17 protein-coding genes and 1 pseudogene are annotated in these 21481 nt (G+C 68.2%); 11 read left to right on the top strand and 7 right to left on the bottom strand.

Annotated elements, in window-relative coordinates; genetic code table 11:
- Positions 1–84: 84 nt before the first annotated feature.
- Positions 85–1356, bottom strand: coding sequence for a CehA/McbA family metallohydrolase (locus tag ACIBD9_RS20195; protein ID WP_396719687.1), 1272 nt, complete (start codon positions 1354–1356; stop codon positions 85–87).
- 179 nt (positions 1357–1535) lie between these two features.
- Here ACIBD9_RS20195 and ACIBD9_RS20200 point away from each other — a divergent pair, with 179 nt between their 5' ends.
- The 5 genes from ACIBD9_RS20200 to ACIBD9_RS20220 all read left to right on the top strand — a co-directional run bounded on the left by ACIBD9_RS20200 (position 1536) and on the right by ACIBD9_RS20220 (position 8019).
- A complete protein-coding gene (locus ACIBD9_RS20200; RefSeq protein WP_396719689.1) occupies positions 1536–1742 on the top strand; it encodes a hypothetical protein in 207 nt (68 codons plus the stop codon).
- Positions 1743–1887: 145 nt separating this feature from the next.
- The gene (locus ACIBD9_RS20205) at positions 1888–2799 is read left to right on the top strand and encodes a GNAT family N-acetyltransferase (RefSeq protein WP_396719691.1); all 912 of its coding nucleotides are present in this window, start codon (positions 1888–1890) and stop codon (positions 2797–2799) included.
- Between the two features lie 130 nt (positions 2800–2929).
- Complete coding sequence (locus ACIBD9_RS20210) at positions 2930–3556, top strand: DUF642 domain-containing protein (RefSeq protein ID WP_396719693.1); 627 nt, start codon at positions 2930–2932, stop codon at positions 3554–3556.
- Positions 3557–4106: 550 nt separating this feature from the next.
- On the top strand, positions 4107–6551 hold the full coding sequence (locus tag ACIBD9_RS20215) for a non-reducing end alpha-L-arabinofuranosidase family hydrolase (protein ID WP_396719695.1): 2445 nt from the start codon (positions 4107–4109) through the stop codon (positions 6549–6551).
- 139 nt (positions 6552–6690) lie between these two features.
- Positions 6691–8019 (top strand): ricin-type beta-trefoil lectin domain protein, encoded by a 1329-nt coding sequence (locus ACIBD9_RS20220; RefSeq protein ID WP_396719697.1) that lies wholly within the window; start codon positions 6691–6693, stop codon positions 8017–8019.
- A 205-nt stretch (positions 8020–8224) separates the two neighbouring features.
- Here ACIBD9_RS20220 and ACIBD9_RS20225 read toward each other — a convergent pair whose 3' ends face one another.
- Entirely contained in the window at positions 8225–8662 is a 438-nt protein-coding gene (locus tag ACIBD9_RS20225; RefSeq protein ID WP_396719698.1) for an ATP-binding protein, read from the bottom strand.
- A gap of 192 nt (positions 8663–8854) precedes the next feature.
- Here ACIBD9_RS20225 and ACIBD9_RS20230 point away from each other — a divergent pair, with 192 nt between their 5' ends.
- Positions 8855–10075 (top strand): PP2C family protein-serine/threonine phosphatase, encoded by a 1221-nt coding sequence (locus tag ACIBD9_RS20230; protein ID WP_396719700.1) that lies wholly within the window; start codon positions 8855–8857, stop codon positions 10073–10075.
- Positions 10076–10080: 5 nt separating this feature from the next.
- Here the strand turns inward: ACIBD9_RS20230 and ACIBD9_RS20235 are convergent, their stop codons facing one another.
- The 3 genes from ACIBD9_RS20235 to ACIBD9_RS20245 all read right to left on the bottom strand — a co-directional run bounded on the left by ACIBD9_RS20235 (position 10081) and on the right by ACIBD9_RS20245 (position 12548).
- Positions 10081–10536: a hypothetical protein gene (locus tag ACIBD9_RS20235; RefSeq protein WP_396719702.1), complete on the bottom strand. Its 456-nt coding sequence runs from the start codon at positions 10534–10536 to the stop codon at positions 10081–10083.
- Between the two features lie 258 nt (positions 10537–10794).
- The gene (locus ACIBD9_RS20240) at positions 10795–11397 is read right to left on the bottom strand and encodes a response regulator (RefSeq protein ID WP_396719704.1); all 603 of its coding nucleotides are present in this window, start codon (positions 11395–11397) and stop codon (positions 10795–10797) included.
- A complete protein-coding gene (locus ACIBD9_RS20245; protein ID WP_396719706.1) occupies positions 11394–12548 on the bottom strand; it encodes a sensor histidine kinase in 1155 nt (384 codons plus the stop codon). Before ACIBD9_RS20245 ends, ACIBD9_RS20240 begins: the two co-directional genes overlap by 4 nt.
- 107 nt (positions 12549–12655) lie before the next feature.
- Between ACIBD9_RS20245 and ACIBD9_RS20250 the strand changes: the two genes are divergently transcribed.
- Genes ACIBD9_RS20250 through ACIBD9_RS20260 form a run of 3 tightly spaced genes read left to right on the top strand, consistent with a single transcriptional unit; the run spans position 12656 to position 14963 of the window.
- Positions 12656–13537, top strand: coding sequence for an ABC transporter ATP-binding protein (locus tag ACIBD9_RS20250; RefSeq protein ID WP_396719708.1), 882 nt, complete (start codon positions 12656–12658; stop codon positions 13535–13537).
- 29 nt (positions 13538–13566) lie between these two features.
- Complete coding sequence (locus tag ACIBD9_RS20255; protein WP_396719710.1) at positions 13567–14286, top strand: ABC transporter permease; 720 nt, start codon at positions 13567–13569, stop codon at positions 14284–14286.
- Positions 14283–14963 carry a GPP34 family phosphoprotein gene (locus ACIBD9_RS20260; RefSeq protein WP_396719712.1) on the top strand — a complete coding sequence of 227 codons (681 nt, stop codon included), beginning with the start codon at positions 14283–14285 and terminating at the stop codon, positions 14961–14963. The genes ACIBD9_RS20255 and ACIBD9_RS20260 overlap by 4 nt, the downstream gene beginning before the upstream one ends.
- 34 nt (positions 14964–14997) lie before the next feature.
- Here the strand turns inward: ACIBD9_RS20260 and ACIBD9_RS20265 are convergent, their stop codons facing one another.
- The gene (locus ACIBD9_RS20265) at positions 14998–16200 is read right to left on the bottom strand and encodes a low temperature requirement protein A (RefSeq protein ID WP_396719714.1); all 1203 of its coding nucleotides are present in this window, start codon (positions 16198–16200) and stop codon (positions 14998–15000) included.
- 319 nt (positions 16201–16519) lie between these two features.
- Between ACIBD9_RS20265 and ACIBD9_RS20270 the strand changes: the two genes are divergently transcribed.
- The gene (locus ACIBD9_RS20270) at positions 16520–18682 is read left to right on the top strand and encodes a hypothetical protein (protein ID WP_396719716.1); all 2163 of its coding nucleotides are present in this window, start codon (positions 16520–16522) and stop codon (positions 18680–18682) included.
- A 184-nt stretch (positions 18683–18866) separates the two neighbouring features.
- Positions 18867–19952, top strand: coding sequence for a hypothetical protein (locus tag ACIBD9_RS20275; protein ID WP_396719718.1), 1086 nt, complete (start codon positions 18867–18869; stop codon positions 19950–19952).
- Between the two features lie 113 nt (positions 19953–20065).
- Here ACIBD9_RS20275 and ACIBD9_RS20280 read toward each other — a convergent pair.
- Positions 20066–21274, bottom strand: a pseudogene (locus tag ACIBD9_RS20280) (low temperature requirement protein A).
- Positions 21275–21481 lie beyond the last annotated feature (207 nt).

A 21481-nucleotide genomic window follows, 5' to 3' on the forward strand; every position in this document is an offset into this window, starting at 1 on the left:
TCTCGCGGAGCCGAAGCCGGTCCCGGCACGACCGACGCAGCCGTCTGCGGCTGGTCCGCCGTGCCGGCACCGGCACCTCGGAGGTCAGGGCCGGAGCCACCAGGGGCTGGTGTAGGCCACGCCGAAGTCGTTACACGGGTGACCGGCCGGGCCGGGGGTGCCGTTGGACAGGGACGGGTCGGAGATCCGGAGCACCACCCAGTCGCCGTCGGTGACGTCGAGCGGCACGGTGAAGTCGGTGACCCGACCGTTGACGGTGTCGATGACGTCGACGACGGTCGGCGCCGAGGTGCCGGGACGGAGGACCTGGATCCGTAGGGGCTTACCGTCCCAGGCCGAGCCGCGGTCCAGGTCCAGCAGGAACCGGACGTCGCCGGAGGACACGTTCAGCACCCCACCCATGCGTACGCCGTTGGCGGTGGCGTCCACCCGAAGCCCCGAGACACGGGTGGCGAAGGAACGGCGGGCGGCCATCGCCTCGAACACCGCGGCGCGGGTGTTCTCGGCGACCCACAGGCCGCTGCGCCCCTTGCCCTCGTGGAAGCCCCAGGTGGTGCCGTGCTCGTCGGTGACGCCGGTGAGCGCCGGCCGCCAACCGGCGTTCAGGCACGCCACCAGCGGCGACGCCATGCCCGACGACCAGCCCTCGAAGAGGAAGTCGTCGGTCCGGTTGAACATCTCCAGCCCCACGAGCTGATCGCGGGCCGAGGCGTTGAAGGAGAAGTTGTTGAACCGGCCCGCCTCCCGACCGGGGTGGTTGAAGCTCGCCAGGCCTCCGGGCCGGCCGGCGAGCCAGTTGTACAGGCTGCCGGGGCTGCCGGCCCGCAACAGGTCGGCGAAGTCGGAGGTGTTCCAGACGTTGATGTGCCCCTGCAGAGGATGCGACCACTCGAACCCGCGGATCGCGGTGAACTGGCCCGGGTCATTGGCCGCGTTGGCCAGGTCACCGGTCGTCCGCCACTCGGACGAACTGAGCCCGTCGATGGAGAAGAGCGTGGCGTGATCGGTCAGCGCGGCGACGTCCAGACCGGCCTCGCGCATCGAGGCGAACGCGGCCTCGGCGCTGCCGTCACCGTCCGACATGACCGTGTGGTTGTGCATGTCGGTGTGGACCAGCATCGTGCCCTGGGTGATCAGGGATGTCCGGCTGGCGCCGACCGCCGCGGTCGGGGCGCCGGCCGTCGTCGTGTTGGCCGCCCGGGCCGCGGTCGGTAGCGCGGCCAGCATCAGCGTCCCGCCGGCACCGGCGAGAAGCGCCCGTCGGCCGAAGCCTGCGGGGACCTCGACCTGTCCGTACGGCACCTCGTCGTCGGATCCATGATCGTGGTGGCAGTGGTGTGGGTGATGTCCAGTCATGAATATATAGATGTTGATGGACCTGGCTGAGACGTCACACCGAGTCGTCGGTCAGGCGAACAGTGCGGTACGCCTCATGCGGCAACAGCCTCGCCATCCACCGTTCACCGCGCAGCCGCCCGGCCACCACGTGCCAGGCGTCTACTGACGAGTGGGGGACAACGACCGGGAGGTGCGCCGTGGCGCTGCCGCTCAACGAAGCCCTACTCCTGTCAGCATGGCTTGTCGCGCTCGCCGCCAGCGCTGTCGCCATGTACTTGGGCGCCACGTACCGGCTGTCTGCTCGACCGGCCACCGCTCTGCGCACCTCGCGGACGGCCGCCGGAATCGCCGGCCTGATGCTGGGCGGCCTGGCGATCTGGGCACTGCTCACACTCGTTCGCTAGTCGGCGTGCGCGCCGACATGACCAGCCAGACCGGTCTTGCGGCGGCAGCCCCTAACGCAGGAATCTCGGCTGGCTCAGCGGATGCAGGTCCTCGGCCGTACAAATCCCGGTGTGCAGGTGGCACGACGGTGGCTAGCGTACGCAGATGAGCACTGTCCCGATGGCCGGACTGCGGCTGCGGTTCTTCACCGACCCGGGCGAGTTCCTGGTCGCCGCGGGTGACTACCTGCGCGCCGATCCGGTCGTCAGCACGGTCGTGACCACCGTCGCGCACCGGCTGATGTCCCGGCGGGCCGAGGGGATCTCGCAGCACGAGGGCAACTGGTGGCTGGTGGTCAGCGACGACTCCGGCGCCGTGGTCGGTGCCGCGATGCGCACCGCGCCGTACGCCCCCTACCCGCCGTTTCTGCTGCCCATGCCCGACGAGGCGGCCGTTGCGTTGGCCCACGCGTTGCACGAACGCGAGGAGGAGGTACGCGCGGCCAACGGGGCCCTGCCTGCCGTTGAACTGTGCGCCGCCGAGTTGGCCCGGCTCGGCGGGGGTCGGGTCCAGGTCACCCAGCACACACGGCTGCACGAGCTCGCCGAGTTGACGTGGCCGCCACCTGTACCCGGCGGCCTGGTGGTCGCGACCGTGGATGACGTGGGGCTGGTCACGGAGTGGTTCGCCGCGTTCATGGGCGACGCCGACGAACAGGCGGGCCGCCCACGCGGTACCAGTGCCCACGAAGTGCCCGACCACGCCGAGATGCTGCGCCGGCTGCATGCCGGACGGCTGTGGTTCTGGGCCGACGAGACGGGAAAGCCGGTGCACCTCACCGGCGCCAACCCACCGTCGTTCGGAGTGGCCCGCGTTGGCCCGGTGTACACACCGCCGGCCCAGCGCGGGCGTGGTTGGGCCAGCAACGCGGTCGCCGAGGTTTCCCGCCGAATCCAGGCCGAGGGCGCTCGGGTCTGCCTGTTCACCGACCAAGCCAACCCGACCTCGAACAGGATCTACGCCGCTCTCGGTTACCAGCCGGTCGTCGACATGGCCAACCTGGTCATCGGGAATTGAAGGGCCTTGCCAGGCTTTGCGGCGTCACCGTAACGTCACTCACGGGCATCGATTCTTCAGCGTTGGGTGGTCAAGTCGCGGAACGGAGCCCCGGCCCGCCCCAGCCGATGCCCACTTCGGAAGGACAAGCATGGTGACGAAGCGTCCGCGTACCCATCGCACGGCAATCGGAGTGGCGCTGGCCATGGCGCTGACCGCCCTCCTGACCGCCCTCACGGCGAGTCCAGCCGCAGCGGCCCCCGTCTTCGCCGACGGTTTCGAGAACCCCGCCATCCCCAACGACTTCACGGAGTTCGCCGCCGGCCAGCAGTTCGGCGCATGGACCGTCACCGCCGGCACCGTCGGCCTGACCCGGGACTGGCAGGCCGCGGAGGGCAACCAGTCACTCGACCTCAACGGGTTCAGCCCGGGTGCGGTCGCTCGTACGCTGCCCACGAAGCTGCTCACCACCTATCGAGTGAGCTACGCCCTCGCCGGCAACCCCGACAACGGCCCTCTCGTCGTGACGGGCAGGGTCACGGCCAACGGCCACACTGTCGACAGCTTCTCCTTCGACACTGCCGGCCACACGCCATCCGCCATGGGATACGTGTACAGGACCTTCTATTTCACGAACATCCTGTCCGCCGCCACGGTTCTGCAGTTCGCCAGCACCACGGCGGATGCCTTCGGCCCGGTTATCGACGACGTACGGGTCGAGAGCTGCCTGCTCGTCATCTGCCCCGGCGGCACCGCCGCCGCGGTCCGAATCAGCTAGCACCGGTCAGTCTGGTCGAGCACGTCCACGCCCCGGGAAGCAACCGGGTTGCGTGACGCCGTGTGACAGCCAGCAACATAGTGGACGACCAACAAAGCGCCTGACCTCGTCATCGACGGGTCAGGCGCTTTGTCGATCTTGTTCGCCCGAAGGGGCCCGAGCCTTCAATCTTCTTGTCCGTAACAGCTCCGAAACTACCGGTTGAAAAACTTGGAACTTTCTGCCAGCCTGAGAGCCATCGATAAGCGTGAACGTTAACATCATCCCTTCAGCACCGGAGGCGCCTCACGCGAGGGTCACAGGCCCACCCACCTGCGAGGTTCCCACGTCCACCACCTGGAGCCAGCGCCCGCAACCACCACCCAGCGGGCGAACGGACCCACTCATCGCAGCTCTCTACCCGCTGGTCAGGTAGCTCGAGTCGCCTCACACCCGGGCGGACGCCCGAGGCGAGTCCCGGGCGGACTGGGCATCGTGGCCGCTGCCATCCGAGCCGGGCCCTCGCTCGAACAGTGACAGAACCCCTCCCATCCCACCACCGGAGGATCACATGATTTCCCGGACCCGTTCCACCGGACGCACCCGACTGCGTACCCTCACGTTTTCCGGAACTGCCGCGATAATTCTGGCCCTGGCCGTGTCGCTGCTGCCGAACCTGGCCCAGGCCGCCGAAACGACCCTCGGCGCGGCCGCAGCCCAGTCTGGCCGCTACTTCGGTGCCGCAGTCGCCGCGAACAAGCTCAGCGACAGCGCGTACACGACGATCCTGAACCGCGAGTTCAACAGCGTCACTCCCGAGAACGAAATGAAGATCGACGCGACCGAGCCGCAGCAGAACAACTTCACCTTCAGCAACGCGGACCGGATCGTGAACCACGCCATCTCCCGGGGCTGGAAAGTCCGGGGCCACACCTTGGCCTGGTACTCACAGCAGCCGGGCTGGATGCAGGGCATGGAGGGCACCGCGCTGCGCAACGCGATGCTCAACCACATCAACCGGGTGGCCAGCTACTACCGGGGCAAGATCTACTCGTGGGACGTGGTGAACGAGGCGTTCGAGGACGGCAACAGCGGCGCCCGTCGTAACTCGAACCTGCAGCGCACCGGCAACGACTGGATCGAGGCGGCGTTCCGCGCCGCCGACGCGGCGGACCCGGACGCGAAGCTCTGCTACAACGACTACAACACCGACAACTGGACCTGGGCCAAGACGCAGGCCGTGTACAACATGGTGCGCGACTTCAAGCAGCGCGGGGTGCCGATCGACTGCGTCGGGTTCCAGTCCCACTTCAACGCGAACTCGCCGTACAACAGCAACTACCGCACCACGCTGTCCAGCTTCGCCGCTCTCGGGGTGGACGTGCAGATCACCGAGTTGGACATCGAGGGATCCGGCACGACGCAGGCCAACACCTACCGCAACGTGGTCAACGACTGCCTGGCCGTGACCCGCTGCAACGGGATCACGGTGTGGGGGGTGCGGGACTGCGACTCCTGGCGGTCCAGCGGCACCCCGCTGCTCTTCGAGTGCAACGGCAACAAGAAGGCCGCCTACACGTCCACCCTGGAGGCGCTGAACAGCGCCGGCCCCGGGACCACTCCCACGCCCACCACCCCGGGGCCCACCCCCACCGTCCCACCGGGCTCCGCCAGCGAGATCGTCGGCACGCAGTCCGGGCGGTGCATCGACGTACCCAACGCCGCTACCACCAACGGCACCCGGGTGCAGCTCTACGACTGCAACAAGCAGACCAACCAGGCATGGACCTACACCTCAACCAAACAACTCCAGGTGTACGGCACCATGTGCCTCGACGCGGCCGGAACCGGTAACGGCGCAGCAGTACAGATCTACAGCTGCCACAGCCAAACCAACCAACAGTGGAACCTCAACTCCAACGGCACCATCAGCAACGCCCAGTCCGGACGATGCCTGGACGCCTGGAGCACCACCAACGGAGCCCAAATCCAGCTCTACGACTGCCACGGACAAACCAACCAGCAATTCCGGCTCGCCTCCCTCGGCGGCCCCACCCAAACGCCGACACCGACGCCGACCACACCGACACCGACGCCGACCGGCGGTCCGTGTGATCTCCCCTCGTCGTACCGCTGGTCGTCGACGGGTGCGCTGGCGCAGCCGAGGTCGGGGTGGGTGTCTCTCAAGGACTTCACCCACGCGCCGTACAACGGCCAGCAGTTGGTCTACGCGACAACGCATGACACGGGTACGACCTGGGGCTCGATGAACTTCGGTCTCTTCTCGAACTGGAACCAGATGGGGTCGGCGTCGCAGAATCAGATGCCGTTCGCGGCGGTGGCGCCGTCGTTGTTCTACTTCGCGCCGCGCAACCTCTGGGTGTTGGCCTACCAGTGGGGCGGGCCGGCCTTCTCCTACCGGACGTCGACCGACCCGACCAACGTGAACAGTTGGTCAGCGGCGCAGACGCTGTTCACCGGAAGCATCTCCAACTCCAGCACCGGCCCGATCGACCAGGCACTCATCGGTGACGACCAGAACATGTACCTGTTCTTCGCCGGGGACAACGGCAGGATCTACCGGGCCAGCATGCCCATCGGGAACTTCCCGGGCAGCTTCGGATCGAACTACACGACGATCATGACCGACTCGACGAACAACCTGTTCGAAGCGGTTCAGGTCTACAAGCTCCAGGGCCAGAACCGGTACCTCATGCTCGTCGAGGCGATCGGCGCGAACGGACGCTACTTCCGATCGTTCACGGCCACCAGTCTGGGCGGTACGTGGACGCCGCAGGCCACGTCCGAGAGCAACCCGTTCGCCGGCAAGGCCAACAGCGGCGCCACCTGGACCAACGACATCAGCCACGGCGAACTGATCCGCAGCAACGCCGATCAGACCATGACCGTTGACGCCTGCAACCTGCAACTGCTCTACCAGGGGCGTTCTCCCAGTTCCGGCGGCGACTACGGCCTTCTGCCGTACCGGCCGGGTCTGCTGACGCTGCAACGCTGACGACCGGACAGCGCCGGGGCGGGCAGGCTCGGCACAAGACCGAGCTGCCCGCCCCGCACTCATCCACCACCAGGAGGTACCGACAGTGCGAGGACACGGGCACCACCCCCCGCCCGCAGGGAATACCCATGCCGACCGAGTGTCCCCCCGATTTCGGGGACGGCTGTTCAAGCTCGCCGCAGCCGGGATCGCCGCCGCAGTCGGGTTGTTCACCATCACCCTGGCGACCGGATCGGCGTCGGCCGCCGACAACCCGTACCAGCGGGGCCCGGATCCCACCCGGACCAGCGTGACCGCCGTGAACGGCCCCTTCGCCAACACATCGGTCAGCGTTCCGACCGGGTACGGCTTCAACGGCGGCAGAATCTACTACCCGACCGACACCAGCCAGGGCACCTTCGGGGCCATCGCGATCTCGCCGGGCTACACCGCGTTGTTCTCCGCCGAACTGGCCTGGATGGGACCGTGGCTGGCCTCGCACGGTTTCGTGGTGATCGGCATCGAGACCAACAGCCGCAACGACTTCGACACGGCCCGAGGCACCCAACTGCTCGCCGCACTGGACTACCTCACACAGCAGAGCCCGGTCCGCGACCGCGTCGACCCCAACCGGTTGGCCGTCGCCGGTCACTCCATGGGCGGCGGTGGCGCCTTGAGCGCATCCATCCGGCGCCCGTCGTTGAAGGCAGTGGTCGGCATCGCGCCGTACTCGCCGTCGTCGAACCTGGCCAACGACCGGGTGCCCACCATGATCTTCGCTGGGCAGGCGGACACGGTGGTCACCCCGTCCTACGCCACCGGCCTGTACAACAGCCTCCCGGCCACGACGGAGAGCGTCTACGTGGAGGTCGCCGGCGCGGATCACGGCTTCATGGTCGGACGGTCGAACCCGGTGATGGTCCGGACCATGCTGCCGTTCGTCAAGATGTTCATCGACAACGACACCCGGTACAGCCAGTTCCTCTGCCCGCTACTGGACTCCAGCGGCGTGGTCACCTACCGCAGCACCTGCCCGTTGCTGCCCTCGACGCCGACCACCCCGACGCCGACCCCCACCGATCCGCCGACCGCCCCACCCGGCTCCGCCAGCGAGATCGTCGGCACGCAGTCCGGGCGGTGCATCGACGTACCCAACGCCTCACGCACCAACGGCACCCGGGTGCAGCTCTACGACTGCAACAAGCAGACCAACCAGGCATGGACCTACACCGCAACCAAACAACTCCAGGTGTACGGCACCATGTGCCTCGACGCGGCTGGAACCGGTAACGGCGCAGCAGTACAGATCTACAGCTGCCACAGCCAAACCAACCAACAGTGGAACGTCAACTCCAACGGCACCATCAGCAACGCCCAGTCCGGACGATGCCTGGACGCCTGGAGCACCACCAACGGAGCCCAAATCCAGCTCTACGACTGCCACGGACAAACCAACCAGCAATTCCGGCTCGCCTCCAGCGCACGATGATCATGATCGGCTTTATGCACGACCCGTGCGAGGGCGCGCAGACCTGCAAGCTGCTGGGCGAGATCCACGACACCTGAACTGGCCGGACTGAGACGGGCGGGCTCGGCATCACGCCGGGCCCGCCCGGACCACCCGGACCCTCAGCTCCCCTCCACCGACCCACTCGAACGCGGCGACGCCCGCCTGCCGACCGCGCTGGTGACGGCTACCCGAGCAGGTCGCGGGTGCGTGCCGCGATGCGGATGGTGGTGCCTGCTGGTCCGCTGTCGACGAGGAGGTAGTCGGCCATGCGCCCGACCATCCATAGGCCCATTCCCCCAGCTTCGGACAGGGGCGGTCGCTCGGCCCGCGGAACGTAGTGAGCAGTGTTGAAGCCCCGCCCCTGGTCAGTGACCTCACAGGTGAGCTGACCGTCCAGGAGCAGGCGTAGGTCGCCTCTGCCGCCCCCGTGCCGAATCACGTTGATCATCAGTTCGTTGACCGCGGTGACCCAGTTCTCGATCTCGTCGTGGTCAAGGCCGCACCGGCGACTGACGGCCTCAACCTCATGCCGCACGCGGGCGAGGTCTGCGAGGGCGAACGACGACGAGAACAGCGGCTTTCCGGCCGTGGGAGCATGCTGGTCGAGCGGTGGGTTCGCCACTGCTACTCCTCCCTGTCGAGCCCGGAGCCGGTGACCTCACCGATGGGACGGCGAGGATGCTCTCCGGAACGTGTTCGCCGGACGACCAATGCATCGATGTGACATGGGAAGGTACCCCACTTCGGAGGCGCGACACTGTTGATCTCGCTGCGGGCGTGCTAGCGGCGGCGTGCCGGCGTCTAGGCTTCCTGGGTGGCCGATGCCGAGCTGATGACGAATGAGGAGCGGCTGCGCCGTATCGGGGCGATCACCGATGCCGCCCTGTCGGGGCTCAACGTCGCCGAGTTGCTGGACGAGCTGCTTGAACGGATCCGGGACCTACTCAAGGTCGATACCGCCACCATCCTGCTGCTGGACGACCACACCGGCGAACTCGTCGCGACAGCGGCCAAGGGCCTGGAGGAGGAGGTGCGCCGCGGTTTCCGCATCCGGGTCGGACGCGGCTTCGCAGGGCGAGTGGCGGCGACACGGGCGCCGGTCACGATCTACAACGTCACGCCCGATGACGTGGTCAATCCCATCCTGCTCGCCACGGGCATACGTGCCCTGCTGGGCGTGCCCATGCTCGTCAACGGCAACCTCGTCGGCGTACTACACGTCGGCTCCCTGGCCCTGCGGCGGTTCGGCCCCGACGACGTGCAGCTGTTGCAGCTCGTTGCCGATCGTGCCAGCCTCGCAGGTCAGGCCCGAGCTCAGGTCCTCGACCGGCAGGCAGCGCTGGCCCTGCAACACAGCCTGCTACCAGGCCGGCTACCCGCCATCCCCGGCCTGGAGCTGGCCGCCCGGTACGCACCCGGTCACGACCTGGGCATCGGCGGCGACTGGTATGACGTGTTCTCGTTGCCCTCGGGCTGGCTGGGTGCCGTCATCGGCGACGTCTCCGGCCACGGGCTGCCATCCGCCGTCGTCATGGGACGCATCCGCAGCGCGCTACGCGCCTACGCACTCGATTCCGACGATCCCGCCCAGGCGCTGACCTCCCTCGACCGCAAGATCCACCACTTCGAAGCGGGCACCCTCACCACCGCCGTCTACGCCCTGATCGCACCCGACCGCGCGACGGTGCATCTCTCCTCCGCAGGCCATCTGCCACCGCTGCTGGCTGTCCCCGGCCAACCCACCAAGCTCGTCAACCTGACGGTGGACCGGCCACTCGGCGTGGGCCGACCACTGGCCAATCGCCGCACCACCGTGCTGGACCTACCGCCGGGTGCGGCGCTCGTCTTCTACACCGACGGACTGGTCGAACGCCGCAGCGAAGTGATCGACACCGGCATCGAACGCCTCGCCGACGCCGTACGGTCCGGGCCAGCCGAGACGTTGTGCGACCACATCATGGCCACCACCGCGGAGGAACACCCCAACGACGACATCGCCCTGCTGGTCATCCGCCGTCAACCAGCAACGGAATAGGCGGCTCAGGCAGCTGATTCGGATCCACTACCAGAGCGGCTGCCGGTCGCTCCGTTGTTCGGAGCGCTCTCCGCTGATCGGCGGCCGTAGGACACGGTCGCCCCGACCAGCAACACTGCTCCTGCGAAGAAGTAGGTGTTGATTCCGATACCGGCCCAGAACTCGCCGGTGGAGATGTCCGACACCCCCATGAAGCCGCCGCGACGGATACCGGTGGCCATCAGGAAGTTCTCCACCATTCCTGGAACACCTCGGATGACGAGCAGCATGCTGCCGGACAACAGTGGCGTCAGAAGTAACCACCGGGGAAGGTGTCGAGCCTCCGGGCGGACTGTGGCTAGGACGACGGCCGCCCCGATGGCCGACATCGAGATGAGCACCACGTTGAAGATCACGTAGGCCCTCATGCCCCACGGTCCATCACCGGTTGGATCGTCCCCGGGGACGAACACCAGGATCACGTGGGACACCACAAAGAAGATCAACCAAGCGAAGGCGCCGTACGCCCAGTGACGACCTCTACAAGCGGGCATACCAGCACCCTCGCCAAGCCAACACCTCAACGCCTCCCTCCCTGAGTGGGTTTCACTCCCCCAGAAGAGCGAGGTTCGGGATTGTCAATGCACCAAACCCAGCTAGATGACCACCTCTCCGGTCGGCGGCGGGGATCACGACCTCGGACGCCCGGGCGGTCAGGGCGTTGTCGTGGCACGCGCCGGTTACAGCCAGTCGTGTTCGCGGGCGTAGCGGGCCGCTTCGTGGCGGGTCCGGGTCTGGGTCTTGCGCATCGCGTTGGAGAGGTAGTTGCGGACGGTGCCCGGGGCGAGATGGAGCCGAGCGGCGATGTCGGCGACCGAGTAGCCCTCGCCGGTGACCCGCAGCACGTCGGCTTCACGGTCGGTGAGGGGGCAGTCCTCGGTGACGGCGAGCGCGGACACGTCCGGGTCGATCCAGCGTTTCCCCGAGTGCAGGGTGGCGATGACCGAGGTGATGTGGGCCGGCTCGGCGGACTTGCTGACGAAGCCCTGGACGCCGAGCTTCAACGCCTTGCGCAGCACGCCGGGGCGGGCGTGCCGAGTCAGCATGAGGATCACCTGCTCTGGTCGCTCGCGACGGATCTCGGCGACCGCGCCCAGGCCGTCCACGCCCGGCATCTCCAGGTCGATGACCAGCACGTCGGGCTGGTGCCGCAGGGTGGCGGCGATCGCCGTCCGGCCGTCCTGCGCCTCGGCGAGAACGGTGATGTCGCCCTCCATCGGCAGCAGCGCGGCCAGGGCCGTGCGCAGCAGCGCCTCGTCGTCGGCGAGCACGATGGTGGTCATGGGCCGTCCTTCCCCGTGCCGGTGGGGGCCGCGTCGGCGCGAGCGGGTGGGAAGACCGCTGCGGTCAGGAACCGCTCGTCGGTCTGTTCCACGGTCAGCTCACCTCCGTCGTCCGCCACCCGTTGTCTGAGTGCCGCCAGTCCCCTGAGCTCGGGCAGCGCGCTGGCGGTAACGCCGTCGTTGACGATGGTGATGCCCGACGCGGCGATCGTGATCTGCACCTGTGTGGCCTGCGCGTGTCGCAGGATGTTGGTGGTCGTCTCCCGCAGCACCTGCCCGAGCAGTTCGCTGGCGGGGGCAACGACCTCGGCCTCCCGGGTCACCCGGACCCGGATGCCGGCGGCCTCGAACAGGTTCTTAGCGTTCTCGATCTCCGCGGTGAGGTTGAGCCGTCGTTGCGCGTAGGCGAGTTCCTTGGTCTGCGCGATGGTGTCGCTGACCAGCGCGTACGTCTCCCGCAGCTCCTTCTCCGCCCGAGCGGTGTCGCGGAGCAGTAGTCGCTGGGCCAGGGCGATCTTCAGCTTGACCACGTGCAGGGTGTGGCCCTGGATGTCGTGCAGGTCGCTGGCGAAGCGCACGCGCTCCCGGACCACGGCCAGTTCCGCCTCGCGTTCCCGGGTCTGTTCGAGCTCCCGGATGAGGTCGTAGAACCGCTCGCCCACCACCGTGAAGACCGTCACGACGATGGTGAGGACGGTCGGGATGAGGACGTACGTGACCAGGACGTGACCGATGTCGTCCCGCTGCACCAGCAGCCGCGCCGTGCCGACGGCGGCGACGTAGGTGAACAGCCCGGCCATGGTCAGAGCCCGACGCCGTCGCACCTCGCGTAGGGCGAGCGAGCCGACGGCGCAGACACCCCAGTAGGCGTTGGGGCTGCCGCTGACCAGGACCCCGAGCGGCCAGACCGCTGCCGCTACGAGCAGGCAGGGCAGTGCGACCCTGGCGAGGTCGTTGGCCGTCCACCGTTCGAAGGCCACCAGGGCCGCCACGGCCCCCGGCGCCAGGACGACGAGATGCCACCAGGTACGGGCGTCGGTGTAGAGCAGGACCACCGCGGCGAACACCACCGGAGGCAGTGACGTGGCGAGGTTGAGCCGGCGCAGCCTTCCCTGCGTCGACTCGGTGAAGCGCGGCGATCTTGCGGTCACCACTTCAGTATCCGGCAGCCAGGGGTCACGACCAGTGACACTGTGTCACACACGGTGGTGACATGGTGCCACTGACGGGTCGGCCGCGCCCGCGCTGTCATGGGTGCATGTCCACCACACCCGTCATCGAAGTAGAACGGCTGAACCTCACCTACGGCGACTTCCACGCCGTGAAGGACCTCTCCTTCGAGGTACGGCCCGGAGAGCTCTACGCACTGCTGGGCACCAACGGAGCCGGGAAGACCTCGACCCTGGAAGTTGTCGAGGGACACCGGAGGCCGACCTCGGGCACGGTACGCGTCTTCGGGCACAGCCCCGCCGACCGGCGAGCGGTACGTCCCCGGATGGGGGTCATGCTCCAGGAGAGCGGATTCTCCCCGGACCTCACCGTCCGTGAGTCCGTCGGCCTGGTCGGCCGGCTCACCCGACGCACCGACGACGTCGACCGGGTGCTCGACCTGGTCGACCTCACCGGCCGAGCCCGCCGCAAGGTGTCGCAGCTGTCCGGCGGGGAGAAGCGGCGGCTGGACTTCGCCACCGCCGTCTACGGCAACCCGGAGCTGATCTTCCTGGACGAGCCGACCACCGGCCTCGACATTCAGTCCCGCGACGCGGTCTGGGCGACGGTGGACCGGCTGCGGGAGAACGGCGCGACCATCGTGCTCACCACGCACTACCTGGAGGAGGCGCAACAGCGCGCGGACCGGATCGGGCTGATGCACGAGGGCGCCTTCCACCGGGAAGGAACCGTCTCCGAGCTGACCCGCACCCTGCCGGCGGTCATCCGCTTCTCCCTTCCGGCACCGGCGCCGAGGCTGCCGGTGCAGGCCACCGTCGACGCGGACGGGAAGGTCACGTTCGAGACCTTCGAGCTGCAGAAGGACCTGCACCTCCTGCTCGGCTGGGCGCAGGCCCACGCCGTGGAGCTGCGGGACCTGGCGGCGGGGCCGACCCGGCTCGACGACGTCTTCCGCGCCATCAACAGTTGATTCGTACTTCCCCGAGAGGCAGCCTCACCGTGATTGCCATCGCGTCCAGCGAACTGATCCAGATTTTCCGCAACCGGCTGGTGCTGATCACCAGCCTCATCATCCCGGTCGCGGTCTGTGTGTTCTTCGTCCGTCAGCACGAGACCTACGCCGCCATCGGGAGCCTCGGCTACATCGCCGCGATCGTCATGTTCACCGTGGCCGCGTTCGGGCTCTACGCCACGGCCGTGACCACCCTGGCCTCCCGGCGACAGAACCTCTTCCTCAAGCGGCTGCGCTCCACCGCCGAAGGCGACGCCGGCATCATCGCGGGCCTACTGCTGCCCGTAGTCCTTCTCGCCGTGGTGCAGGTGACCGCGATCCTGACCGCCCTGGCCGTGGTCGCCGGCGGACCGGCCAACGTCGCCCTGCTGGTGGTGGCGGTCCTCACGACCGTGGCCATGATGATCGGCCTGGCGCTGGCAACGGCCGGGCTGACGAACTCCCCCGAACATGCCCAGGTCACCACCCTGCCCGTTACCCTCGGTGTGATCGCCACGGCCAGCTGGGTGGGCATCTCCGGCACCGAGAACCTCGCCTGGCTCAAGCGGCTGCTGCCCGGCGGCGCGGCCACCGAGCTGACCATGAACGCCTGGAACGGCGGCGTGGCCGTGACCGACTCCCTGCTCCTGCTCGCGCCCACGCTCGGTTGGGTCGTCATCGCCGTCGCCCTCGCCACCCGACTCTTCCGCTGGGAGCCCCGCCGATGACCACCGAGCCCCGGTTGGACGCCCCGACCCTGGTGGAAGATCTCCTACTGCTCCTGTTCCAACCCAGGTCCGGGACCATCGCGGGCGAGAACACCCTCTTCTATGTCCTCGGCGGAGCGGTCCTCGCGGACCTCGCCCTCGGCGGTCACCTGGCCACGGCGGACCGGGGGCGGGTCAGGAGCGTCGCGGGCCATCCACCGTCGGATGGTCTCCTGCGCCCGGCGTGGGACTACCTCGCCGAGAAACCGCGGGGTGTGCAGATGGCGCTGGCGGCGATCGGTCCCGCCCTGCGCAAGCCGGTGCTGGAGCGGCTCATCGCGCGAGGCGACATCGACCAGGAGCCCCGTAAGGTGCTCGGCCTGTTCCGGACGACGGCCCTGCGGGAGGGCAGGACCGAACGACGCGCCCGCCTGCTCGCCGACGTTCGGCAGGTCCTGGTGGACGGTACGGAGCCACAAGCCCGTGTCGCCGCGCTCGCGGCGCTGCTCTCGGCGAGCGGAACGCTCCCGCAGTTCGACCGCGAGATCCCGTGGACGTCGTCGGTGATCAGCCGAGCCAAGGAACTCGAGCGGGGCGACTGGGGTGCCGACGCGGCGGCGGCAGCGGTGACCCGCACCGTGACGGCCACCGTCGTCAACAGCGCCATCGTGGCCATCACCGTGCTTCCTCGAAGCTAGGGCGCGAGACCGCTCCGATGGGCTGGTGAGCCGCTCACAGTCTGGAATTGGGCGGGTGCGGCCGTTCGGGCGGTTTCCCCTTGGCATGGATGGCGTCGGAAGCGGCGATGCCGGCGAGGACGACGACGGCGGTGACGCCCACGGCCAGCGGTGGCAACAGGATCATGGACGGTGCGGCGACGGCGAGCGCCAGAGCGCCGACGATCCGAGAGTGGGACACCCGGTCGAATACGGCATGTTCCACCAGGGCTCGCCCGATCAGGAAAAGCATCGGTCCGCCGAGGACCACGAGAATCCAGGCCGGGTTGGTGTGCCCGAACGGGTGCTCGATCACGATTTCGTATCCGACGGCGACGGCGACGATGCCGGCCACCATGAGTACGTGCGCGAGGAAAGCCTCCCGGATGAGGTGCGAGGGCGCAGCGGCGGCTCTGATCGCTTGGGGTAAAAGCTGGCCCGCTCTGAAGAGGTAGACGCGGAACAGCAGCACGGTCGTGATGAATGAGACCGCGAACGCTGCTGCGGCTCCGCCGTGCTGGAAGGATGTGTCGCTGTAGGCCGAGCCCGTCGTCAGAATCAGTTCGCCGAGAGCGATGATGAAGAATTGTCGGTAGCGCTCGGACAGGTACTCGGCCAAAACGGGCCACTGCCGTTGGGTGGGACGGGACCACGGCGCGGGATAGAACAGCAGCAGTGCCGCGCAGTCGATGGCGATCGCGAGCGTCCACAACAGCCCTCGGCCCAGATCCGTCACGATCGCGCCAGCGATCCACGGCACGGCCGACAACGTGAACCAGAAGAACACCCCGGCCGCCCGGCGCTGAGCTTCGTGGCCGCGCAGTATCGGCACGATGACCAGCCCACGAACGATGTGGACGGCGACGTACGCGCCAGCGAAGGCCAAGCTTCTGTCGCCGAACGCGTGCGGCACCGCGACTGCCATCACCAGCGCGCCGAGCATGGCCGTGTAGACCAGCAGCTGCAGCTGCGGTCTCTGTGGATCGTAGAGGTCGGTGACCCACGCCGTGACGAACCACAGCACCATGAAGGCCAGCAGCAACAGCAGCGTCTCGCCGGCCTCGATGAGGACGACCCGCCGCGCGGTAAGTTCCTCGACCAGCCGCTGTGAGACGCGATTCAGAGCAAAGACGAACACCAGGTCGAAGAAGAGCTCCAGAAGGCTCGGCCGCTGCGGTTGCCCCGGTTTTCGAAGCAGCGCTGCTGCCCTTGTCGACATGGGCCGCCCGTTTCTGCCGGCTTCGCCTATCTGGGTATTGGTACCACGCCGGGCAGGTCGTCGAGTCGATACCCGAAGAATGCCGGCGGGCCACACACCTTTCGATAGTCGTCGCGATCCTCATTCCTCCGATGGTCGGTCCGTCACCTCGCACCGACCCGCCGGCCAGGGTTGCATCTCCCTTCGTGGGGTACGCCGTTGCGCCACGCGGGCGCCGTCGGATCAGCCGAGCGGGTCGGTGTGAGTCGCGTACACGCCGGGGGGCCGGTGCCGGATGGATCAGCGAGACGCGGGCGGGCGCGCTGGGGTTGACGGCCTCGTGGAACTGCGGGTGCACGGGGTGTCCGCCACCGGCCCGGATGACCTGCTGGATCGACCACACGTGCAGCAGGTGGCGGGCGATCACCGGGGTGGCTTCTACCGACCCCGGCCGGGTAACCACGAGGGCGGCGAGGCGGGCGGAGTGACGCTGGAGGCGTACCGCTGGAACAATCTGCCCGCCGGCAACGCGGTGCGAACGCTGTCGATGGTGATCCTGTTGCCCTTCATGCTGATCAACCTCGCCATCTGGATGCGTCCGGCCGGAGCCGGCGACCCGGTGATCAAGGCCTTGTGCCGGTTGTTGGCACTCACCCTGACCGGGATGTACGTGCTGAGCATGGTGGGGATCGCGCTGGATGTGATCGCGTGGAAGTGCATGTCCTCGCCCGAGTGCCTGGCCGGACGCAGTTGGCTCTCCTGGCTCGGGGGCCGTCCTGCCGGACTGCGCCTGGCGGTGCTCGCGCTCGCGCCGGCTGCGGCCATCAGCCTGGTGTGGGGGCTCAGCGCCCGCCCGGCACTCCCGTTTCACGTCTTCCCTGCGGCCGATCATCCCCTTGCGGAGCACCGACTCACCGCCGTCGGCCGGTGGGACAACGAGCCGCTGGTCGGTCGACTGCGCTCGATTCACGTCGCGGCGGCGTTTGCCACGCTGGACCTCAGCCTGCTCGGTGCCCGGGCCGCACAGGGTTTGTCGCTCGGCACCGTCGCGCTGGCGGCAGCCGCCGGACTGTTGCTGGTCACCTGTGCGGCCTTGCTCTGCACTCCGCCCCTCAGCGCGCCCACGGAAGGGCGGCTCGACCGGTTGGTCAGCGTCCTGCGCGCGATCGCCCTCGGCCTGACCGTGGTGGTCTGGATCCACGTTCTGACCAGTTCGGCCGACTGGCCGGAGAGGAACGGACTGCCCGGCTACAACCTGACAATCGTCGGGTTGTTCGTCGGTCAGGCCGTGCTGCTGGCTGCCCTGGCTGCGGTGCTGTACTGGCACCGGGACCGACAGTCGGACGCCGCGCCCTCGCTCGGGTTCGGCGCCCTGGCGGCCTCCGTCGCCGCGATCAGTCTGGCGCTCACGTTCTCCGCCGAACTGGCCTATCGGGTGTCCGACGTCCTCAACAGGGGTGCACCGACCGCGGAGGCGCTGATCACCAGCCCTCCGCGTGCCTGCATCTGGGTGATTCTCGGCTTCTCGCTGGCGGTGCTGGTGACGCTGGCCGTCGCCGGCGTGGTGTCGCTGTCGTCACGACCGGAACGGAGACGCGCCGCGGCGTCGATAGTTGCTCGCGACTTCCCGAACCCGCCGAACGATGCCGGGCCACGGCTGAGGCAGGTGCGCAAGGCCATCGCCCACGCCCGGTTCACCGAGCGACTGGTGCCACTCGCGGTGCTCTACGCCTGCCTGGCCGGAATCGGCATGACGATGGTCGCGCTCGGCCTGCTGCCGACGCCTCCCGGCGAACTGGTCCAGCGCTACGTGGGGCTGCCGGCCAGCTTCGTCAACTTCAGTATCGGCGTCGGCAGCTATCTGATCGCCGCCATCATCATCGGCCTGATCGTCGGTGGGATCTTCGCCTATCGCACCCCTGGATTCCGCCGCTACGTCGGCGTGCTGTGGGACCTGGGCACCTTCTGGCCCAGAGCCGCGCACCCGTTCGCGCCACCGTGCTACGCCGAACGGGCCGTTCCCGAACTGACCTGCCGGGTCACCCACCTCGTCGACTCCGGCAACGCGGTGGTGCTCACCGGACACAGCCACGGCTCCGTCCTGCTCGCAGCGACGGTGCTCCAACTGCCACCACGGGTCACCGACCGGATCGCGCTGCTGACCCACGGCTCGCCCCTTCGACGGTTGTACGCCCGGCTCTTCCCCGCGTACGTCAGCGACGCCGTGATTCACGAGGTCGCCGAGCGGGTCGACTGGCGGTGGGTGAATCTGTGGCGGGACACCGACCCCATCGGCGGCCGAGTCTTTCCCCCGCAACGCCCCGACGAGGCACCCGTCGCATCCGAGCGAGTGGCGACGGTGGACCGACGGCTTCGCGACCCACGCGGCGTCACAGCTCCGGCCGGCGACATCTTTCCGCCACCGATCAAGGGACACCGGCCCTGCGAATCCGATGCGGCGTTCGACGAGGCGGTACGTAATCTCGCCGACCACCTCCGCTGAGCCAGTGGTCGCGCGCAGCTCCTCCGCGTCGTCCACCCGATCCGCCGTCCGCAGCACCGATCCCAGCGGTGTGCGGCCACGAGTGGCGGACAGCCGACACCGGAGCACGATGTAGCCGACTGTGACCATGAAATCACTGCGTGCACACTCCTCTCCGACATGTTCCCGTCGACTGGAGGAACAGATGCGTCTCCGATCATTCGTCACCGCGGCACTGGCCGCCGTCCTGGCCGCCGGCGCACTCGCGCCGGCGGCACCGGCCGCGGCGGCCACCGCCGACCGCTGGGGCTTCGCGTACGTCAAGGACCCCACCGTGCCGGTCTGGACGGTGTTGGACACCAGCCGGCAATGGGGTAGCTGGAAGACCGCCTTCCCGGCCGCCTGGGCCGACGGCGTCAAGCTCGCACCCGGCCGGTTCCAGGTCCGCTTCCCGCAGGTGGGTGCCAGCTCGCGGGGTGTACCGCACGTGACCCCGGTGAACCGGACCGGTCACTACTGCGAGGTGGTTCGCTGGTTCCAGTCCGGCGCCGACGAGATCGTCGACGTACAGTGCCACAAGCCCGGCGGCACGCGCGAGGACACCCCGTTCACCGTGCTCTGGACGACCAGTTCGGGCGTGCTGCCGGCCGGCACCTCCCACGCGTACGCGCAGTGGGGCGGCGGCGTGGTGGCGCAGTCGTACAACTCCACGGGCGTGGTGAACACGGTCGGGCCGGTGGGCGTCGGGCAGTATCTGGTGCGGCTGCCCGGGGTGGGGCTGGCCGGGGTGCTCGCCGGCAACGTGCAGGTGACCGCCGTGCAGCCAAACGCCGGCCCTCGCCGCTGCAAGGTCTACTCCTGGAGCGCGGTCGGCAGCGACGTGCAGGTCTACGTCTTCTGCTACGACCAGGCCGGCGCGTTCACCAACACCGACTTCGTCCTCTCGTACCACCGTCGGCGGCCGGTGATCGGCTCCCTCGGCCCGCCGTCGTACTTCGGTTACCTGGGTACCGCCGTCGGCGGGCCGACCAACGACAACTCGGTGCTCGGTGTCGGCGCGAACACGGTGGCGCCGCTGGCACCCGCCGGCCGCTACCTGGCGACCTTCCCGCAGGTCGGCATCAGGGAGACCCACGCCCAGGTGGTGGCGCAGGGCGCCGGCAGCAACTACTGCCATCTCACCCAGTCCTGGACGTACACCACCAACGCCGACGTCGACGTGATCTGCTTCGACAACACCGGCGCAGTCACCCCGCACCGCTTCCTGGCCACCTTCACCAGCCGACTCTGACGCCGCCCCGCACCGCGCCGGTGGTGGAGTTCCCATTGCCGGCGCGGTAGAGGCGCAGCACCAGTGGCAGATCCTGACAGCCACGGCCCGCGGGTGGCAGGCATCAACGCTTGTCATCCCGGTCGACCGCCAGGGGGGGTGCCTCCCGCCGACGTGGTGAGCCGACCCTGCCGGACGGATCGCCGAATCAGAACGAGGTCAACGGCCACGGCCCCGAACAGCGCAGCATTGGTGGCCAACGAGATGATCAAGGGTTGGAACAGGAGCAGCACGGGGCTCAGCAGGCCGAGAATCGCCAGGCCGACCAGCCCGGGCCACGGCAGACGGTGGAACACCAACAGGTGGTACACGATCCGACCGATCAGGAAAAGCACGGCTCCACCGACCATGAGCATCACCCAGGCACCTTGTGGATCACTCAGCGGGTCGGTGACGAGCACTTCGTTGCCAACCGCGGTGAGCAGCGTTCCCCCGATCACCAACGCGTGGCACAGCGCGACGGAGACGGCCATCCGTGGGCGATTCTGATCGAGAATGCTGCCGATTCGCAGGTCACCGGGAATCAGGTAACCGCGCCAGAGCAGCACCACGTTGAGGAACGCCAGTCCGAAGGCGAGCGTGCGCAGCCCAGTGATTTCCGCACTGGCGTAGGCGAGACCACTGACCAGGATCGCCTCACCCAGGGCGATGATGAACACCTACTGGTACCGCTCCGACAGGTGCTCGCCGACATTGCGGAGGCTCTCGTCCGGCACTCGGCCCAGCCCCGGAGTTGGCCAGCCGAGCCAGGCTATTCCGTAGTCGATGGCCAGGGCGACCAGCCACAGCACCACCCGCTCGTCCTCCGGCCGGAAGGCACCGACCAGCCAGGGCACGCCGGAGATCGCGAACCAGATCATGATCAGCAGCGACCGCTGTTGCAGCGGATGCCCGCGGAGCAGCGTCAGCAACACCGCGCCCCGGAGCAAGTGCACGAGGACGTACGCCCCGGCGAAGATGAATCCGTGCGCACCGAACGCGTTCGGTATCGCGGCCACCATCACCAGGCCGATGAACATGATGCTGAGAACGAGCCCCTTGATGATCAACTGGTTGGGGTTGTACCAGTCGGTCGCCCAGGCGGTCGCGATCCAGATCCAGTAGACGCCTGCGAACAGGATCAAGGTCTCGAACGCGTTGCCCCAGGTCAGGTCATGGAAGAGCCGCCGCGACAGCAGGGTCAGCCCGAGGATGAGGGACAGGTCGAAGAAAAGCTCAAGGGCCGACGCCTGGCGTGGGTGCTCACGCTTACGCAGCAGCCCCGCCACCCGGCTGCCTGCCACTGTGCGTCCGCCTCACCCGTTTCGTCGCACTCTTCGTATCACGGGATCGGGACGGGGCGGGACGTTACGACTCGCTCACCCTCGGCGCGCTCCGAACCGGCGACGTCCGAAGGGCCCCGTGTCGCCCCGCGCATACCGGCCTTCGCGCTCCCCCAACTTCCCGGGATCTGTAAACAACCCTTGATATTAAACTTCACGAACGTCAAT

Origin of the sequence: Micromonospora sp. NPDC050784 (assembly GCF_044456765.1) — a bacterium.
Taxonomy (GTDB): Bacteria; Actinomycetota; Actinomycetes; order Mycobacteriales; family Micromonosporaceae; genus Micromonospora; species Micromonospora foliorum.